Source organism: Synechococcus sp. EJ6-Ellesmere, assembly GCF_024345875.1.
In the GTDB taxonomy this organism is placed as follows: Bacteria; Cyanobacteriota; Cyanobacteriia; order PCC-6307; family Cyanobiaceae; genus Regnicoccus_A; species Regnicoccus_A antarcticus.
In genome coordinates this window covers 1-5,277 of record NZ_JAGQBY010000192.1, presented here as the reverse complement: position 1 = coordinate 5,277, position 5,277 = coordinate 1, and the positions used below count along the sequence as shown (strand labels likewise).

3 protein-coding genes are annotated in these 5,277 nt (G+C 50.2%); 2 read left to right on the top strand and 1 reads right to left on the bottom strand.

Translation table 11 applies throughout. The annotated features are described in order from the left end of the window. Window positions 1-116: 116 nt before the first annotated feature. The gene (locus tag KBY78_RS15895; RefSeq protein WP_255144446.1) at window positions 117-683 is read right to left on the bottom strand and encodes a helix-turn-helix domain-containing protein; all 567 of its coding nucleotides are present in this window, start codon (window positions 681-683) and stop codon (window positions 117-119) included. Between the two features lie 73 nt (window positions 684-756). On the opposite strand from KBY78_RS15895, the gene KBY78_RS15890 reads away from it, so the two are divergent. Then, the gene (locus KBY78_RS15890; protein ID WP_255144445.1) at window positions 757-1,986 is read left to right on the top strand and encodes a major royal jelly family protein; all 1,230 of its coding nucleotides are present in this window, start codon (window positions 757-759) and stop codon (window positions 1,984-1,986) included. Next, window positions 1,983-4,193 (top strand): PP2C family protein-serine/threonine phosphatase, encoded by a 2,211-nt coding sequence (locus tag KBY78_RS16305; RefSeq protein WP_255144444.1) that lies wholly within the window; start codon window positions 1,983-1,985, stop codon window positions 4,191-4,193. Before KBY78_RS15890 ends, KBY78_RS16305 begins: the two co-directional genes overlap by 4 nt. Window positions 4,194-5,277 lie beyond the last annotated feature (1,084 nt).

Here is a 5,277-nt window from a genome sequence, read left to right as displayed (position 1 = left end):
CTTCCGGTACATGTGCGGCCATCGTCAGTGGCGACAATCCGCAATTGCCGCGTTCCCTGCCAGTTTATCGGCTTCCAACCGCTGAGACCAGTTGCAGCGCAGTTGATTTGGCTTTTTCAGGAGTCCCCACTTAACGAGCTGCTGGGCACTGATTTCGGCAGGTCGCCGTCGGACTCCACGTTTCGCGGCCAGAGCTGATCGAGCTTTTTTGAGAGCATCAGCAAAGTTAACGCCTCCGGAAGTGCTTTCTCCTTCTTCTCCAGCTCGCGCAGCAGGCGTCGTATTTCACGAGCTTGTTCCTGATTCTTGCGTTGCAGTTCCCGCTGATCAGTCATGCTCGGAGTGCTGGGGACATTGGCATCCTCAGCGGCCTGGCGCCAGCGGGCACGTTGTTTGGGGTAGAGACCGCGCTCACGGCAGAACGATCCCAGCTCAACTCCGCTGAGGCCGGCAGCCTGAATCACCGCGGCCAGCTTGTCAGCAGCGTTCCATTGCTCCGGTGGCTTACTGGTGGCCGGCACCAGCTGGCCTTGCTTCTGCCACTGGCTCCACCAGTTGGTGAGGGTCTGGCTGGTGATGCCGATGGCACGTGCGATTTCGGCAACGCTCTCCCGGTTGGGCGGACTCATGCGCTGACGGATCTCCGTCCGTATGGCCTGGTCGTAGGTCGGTTTCATGGTCATCGATTTGGCCCCCTGGTGGATGGGTCAGACCGAGCGGACTTATTAGTTGACACAGGGGGAGGTAGCATAGTTGGTGAAGTATTTCGAAGATTCTAAAAGCGTGTTAAAATTGAAAGGGTTTCACTATGTCTTGCTGATTTTGCTCGCACTGATGAACAGTGCTGCAGGGCTGGCAACTCCAATTCCGAAACAGGAGCGCATTGGCAATGTGGAGCCTGTGGCCCAGATCAGGGGAGCCATGCCAACAGGTGTTGCAGTATCCTCAACAGGTAGAATCTTTATCAATTATCCCCGCTGGGGAGATGAAGTTGAGTTCACAGTCGGCGAAATCGTGAATGGCAAGCCGGTTGCCTATCCAAACAAGAAGCTGAATCAACAAGGAAACAGGGAAACACAGAGTCAGAGGATTGTATCAGCACAGAGCGTTGTCATTGACCCGACAGGATCCACACTCTGGATTGTAGATACTGGCAGCATTCGGCCACTGCCGATCTCATACGGAGGGCCGAAGCTAATCGCGATTGATTTAAAGACAAATCAGGTCAGTAGAACAATTATGATTGATGAATCTGTGCTTGACTCTGAGACGTATCTCAATGATGTTCGCTTTTTGATGGCCGCAGGGACGGCGGGTTATGCCTTCATTACTGATTCCTCAAGTAATGGCGGTATTATTGTAGTGGACTTGGATACGGGTGAGAATTGGCGAAGGCTCGGGAAAACCCGCTTTACGATGTCCGACCCAGAATTCTATCCAGTCGTGGAAGCAGAGATCCTCATGGTCAGAGAGAAAGGCAAGAAAGCCAAACGATTTAATGTTGGCTCAGATGGTATTGCTGTGTCCGCTGACGGAAAGACATTATATTTTCGTGCATTGACTAGTCGGCATTTGTACAGTGTTTCAACAGAATCACTGATCAACCGCGCCGTCAATGAGCAAGCACTGCAGACTATGGTGGTAGATCATGGCCAAGTAGGAGGAGCATCCGATGGCTTGGAAGCCGATAGCCTGGGTCGTATTTATCTGACTGACTACGAGCACAACGCAATTCATCGTTACAGTAGATCCGTTGAAAGTGTTCAAACCATAGTGTTCAGTCCAGAGGTGATTTGGCCAGATAGCTTGTCATTGGCTGATGACGGGTATCTCTATTTCACGGCAAACCAGTTGAATCGGCAACAAATATTTCACAATGGTGCTGATAGGCGGATTCAACCTTATATGGTGTTTCGCATCAAAATAGATGGTAAGCCAATCAGGCGGGCTCAAGATGCCATCAGCCAGGGTGGACAGAGTCAGTGAGAGCGATCATTCCAGAATTCAGAGAATGGTTATCTGGCAAAGGAATCCGCAAGCTTTTGCCAAGTGACAGCCTAGTTCTTGCAGCCCTCACTATTGCAGGTGTCGTCACTACTCTGCATGCTCCCACTATATTCCTGGGACCAAAAATACTGTTCGCATCCTTATTTTCTCTTGCCGCATTCTTGCTCTATCGCTCTTGCTGGGGAGTCGCGGTTGCGATACCATCAGCTTTGGCGACCATATGGATTTTTGGCGATTCATTGACAGCCATAAGGCTGATTGGCGAAATGGCCTTCATTAGCTGGATTAATCGAGGTCCCTGCTGCGATCTCGCTATACGGAGGGGGAGGATTGTTCGAGATATAGTGCTGTATGCACTTCTAATTGCATCTCCATTTCTCTTTTCTACGGAGTTATTTCTAAACGGCACTCGACAAGATATAGCCTTGACCCTGGTTTATAAAAACTTTATTAATAGCGTTTTCAACGTCTTGGTTGCCTATGCTGTCTACTCCTGGATTGAGCTAAAGCGCAACAAGCGCCGAGAGAAAAGCCGGCATCAAATATCACTGCAAACACTCGCTAGCGTGCTGTTAGTGCTCATATGCATCATTCTTAGTTATATTCTAATTAAGGTGGAGTTCTTCATTATTGCCAATGAAAGAAACCAATTGATGGTGTTGCAAAGGAATCATAGCCTGGCCACGCTTATTCAAAAGGTTCATATAATTAGCCCAATCGAGCAAGTTGGCGATCTTGATTCACTCCTGGTAGGTCGTGAGGATGAGATGATTAAAGGGAGTGCATCCAGTAATATGGAGGCCGTACGGCAGAATGAATATGATCTCCTGATCAGAGATGGGAAGACAAGAATCCTCAAGCCCAACGGCGAAGTCGATGTGTGGTACTCCTTGCGATTGAAGGACAAGCGGGAGCCACTTCAATTCAGTGCCGAATTCTTCAGGAACGTGTTGCCTGGGCTGTCAGAGTATAGGAATCTGCCGTTAGTTAGTCCTCGCCTGAGCATCCTCGCTCCCAGGAGTGGATCGCCCTTGGACCGACTGACATCAGCCTACTGGAAGTACGAATATCAGAATAGCAAGTATTCCGAACCTCAAGATATCCAGATCTTCACGCCAATAGACAGTTTTGTCAACGACCTATCAGTTTCGATCAACGCAGCCCTAAGACGGTTGGCGGAAGTAGTCCTCATTGCACTTGTCTTAAGCAATGCAATTGCAAAACGTCTTACTGGAGAGTGGATTGCCATTATTCCAAAGGGGGGCGGAAGAGACAATGACAATGAAATTGAAGAGCTTTATAATCAATCGCCAATTACAGAGATTAGCGCTTCTGTAGATCAGATTAATCATCGGACAGCGCAGATCATTGCCGCCAAAAAACAGATCGAATATCTCAACGGAATTGCAAACCGACAACTTAGTACAGCGGCAGAGATTCAGAGCTTCTTCCTTGTAAAGACTTTTCCGAATGAGCGCTCATATACTGTAACGGCGTTAACTGATCCAGCCTTCGATGTTGGCGGTGATTGGTATGATGTATTTACAATAGGCACCCACTCATTCTTTGTCGTCGCAGACGTTTGCGACAAGGGAGTCGCCTCTGCCTTGTTCATGTCCGTCTTCCGCACCTTGATTCGCTATGGAACTATAGTCTGCTTCGCCAATAATGAGCCAGGAGATGTGCAACAAGCACTGATCAGTATCGTCACAGATGTCAATAACTATATGAGCGCGAATCACGGCGGATGCATGTACTTCGCAACTGTCTTCTTTGCTCACATCAGTGAAGACACCTCGCTGCTGAGCTATGTGTCTGCTGGCCACGAAGCGCCTTTGCTGAGACGAAGGGAAGGACGGTATGAGCTGCTTCAATCCACAGGGCCAGCACTTGGCTTGTTTGAGCAGGCAGTCTATGCAAGCGCCTGCTGCACGTTTGATGACAATGATGTTCTACTTGCCTATACAGATGGTGTTACAGATGCCTGCAATGCCAAGAATGAAAGATTCCACCTTGAGCGTTTGCAAGCGCTGTTTGATAATGTTTGCTACCAACCCGTAGAAGAAATGCAAGAGCAACTGATTCGAGCTCTCCGCGATTTCATGAATGGCGCTGAGCAGTTTGATGACATTACGATGATGTTCATCAAGCGACAGAATCTGGCTGAAGGTGTTCACGTGGAATGATCCAACCGGAGCTGGGTCTGTTGGCAGGTGGCTGTTCACCCTGGTTGCCCGACACTTCTCAATTGAGAGAGTCATGCGACCACCGGCTGCGCGGCTGGGAGTGCAAGACTCCAGCTCCTGCAGTGGGATCGGAATCCAGGCCAGCAAGGTATGGCCGGCATCCACCACTGTCTGCTGCAGTCACTGCAGACCCGATGCGCGCAAAGCTCAGGCCGCGTCTCCAATGCGGATTATCCGGCGATAATCTGGTTGAGGGGCCCATCAATTGGATTGACACGGGACACCTGGGACACATTTCAAATACGCCCCGCGATGCAAACAGCATCAGCCGAACAATAAGAGCACCTCGAAAAATCGCCCTTGCCGGGGCTTCCGAACTGGGGCAGCTCAGACTAGGACATGAGTCTTGCTCAGCCCGTCCGACGGGAATTGGGATTTTTCGAGGTGGTCATGAGTTAAGGCAAGCAACAAAACCTCCAAATCCCAGGCGAGCTAGGTACGATATAAAAAAACTTCCGTTAGATGGCGAGCCCGAGTACATTTGAAGCCCTGCTTGATGCGAAGACCATTGGCCAAGCCAATCTGGCCAATTGGAGTCCAGGCTTTGATCCAAGTCAGTACCTGAGTGTCCTGCCCCATCCCGACCAGTACATGCCTCTGGTGAATGGCTGGACACAGTGGCAACAGGGGAACCGGAAGCATGGGAAGGGAAAGTATGGCAGCCAGGGAGGAGATGGCTCGTACTACTCAAGCTGGGGCCCCAGTAGATCGCTAAATCTAACGCTCAGAATGTCAACCCTGAGCCAATTGAACGTGCCGGGGCTAGGGGAAATACGGGCGAACCCAGGTGAAACTGCCTTTGACAGCGTCTACGACAATTCGTTCTGGTCTTATAACGGCCAGATTCCTGGCCCGCTGCTTGTCGCCAATCCAGGTGACACAATTAACATCAAGTTGAGGGAACCTCGAAAAATCCAGTAATGGCTTGATTAAGCGACCAGTCCAGTTATAATCACGAAGCGCTGTTTACTTTGGCTGTGGGGCAAAGAGGCTTCTGGGATGAGCAGAACAGAGTCTCCAAGCT

What these genes read in the sequence shown, in the direction of transcription:
- KBY78_RS15895 (WP_255144446.1), bottom strand. Translation starts at nt 683, where the DNA reads ATGACCATGAAACCGACCTACGACCAGGCCATACGGACGGAGATCCGT.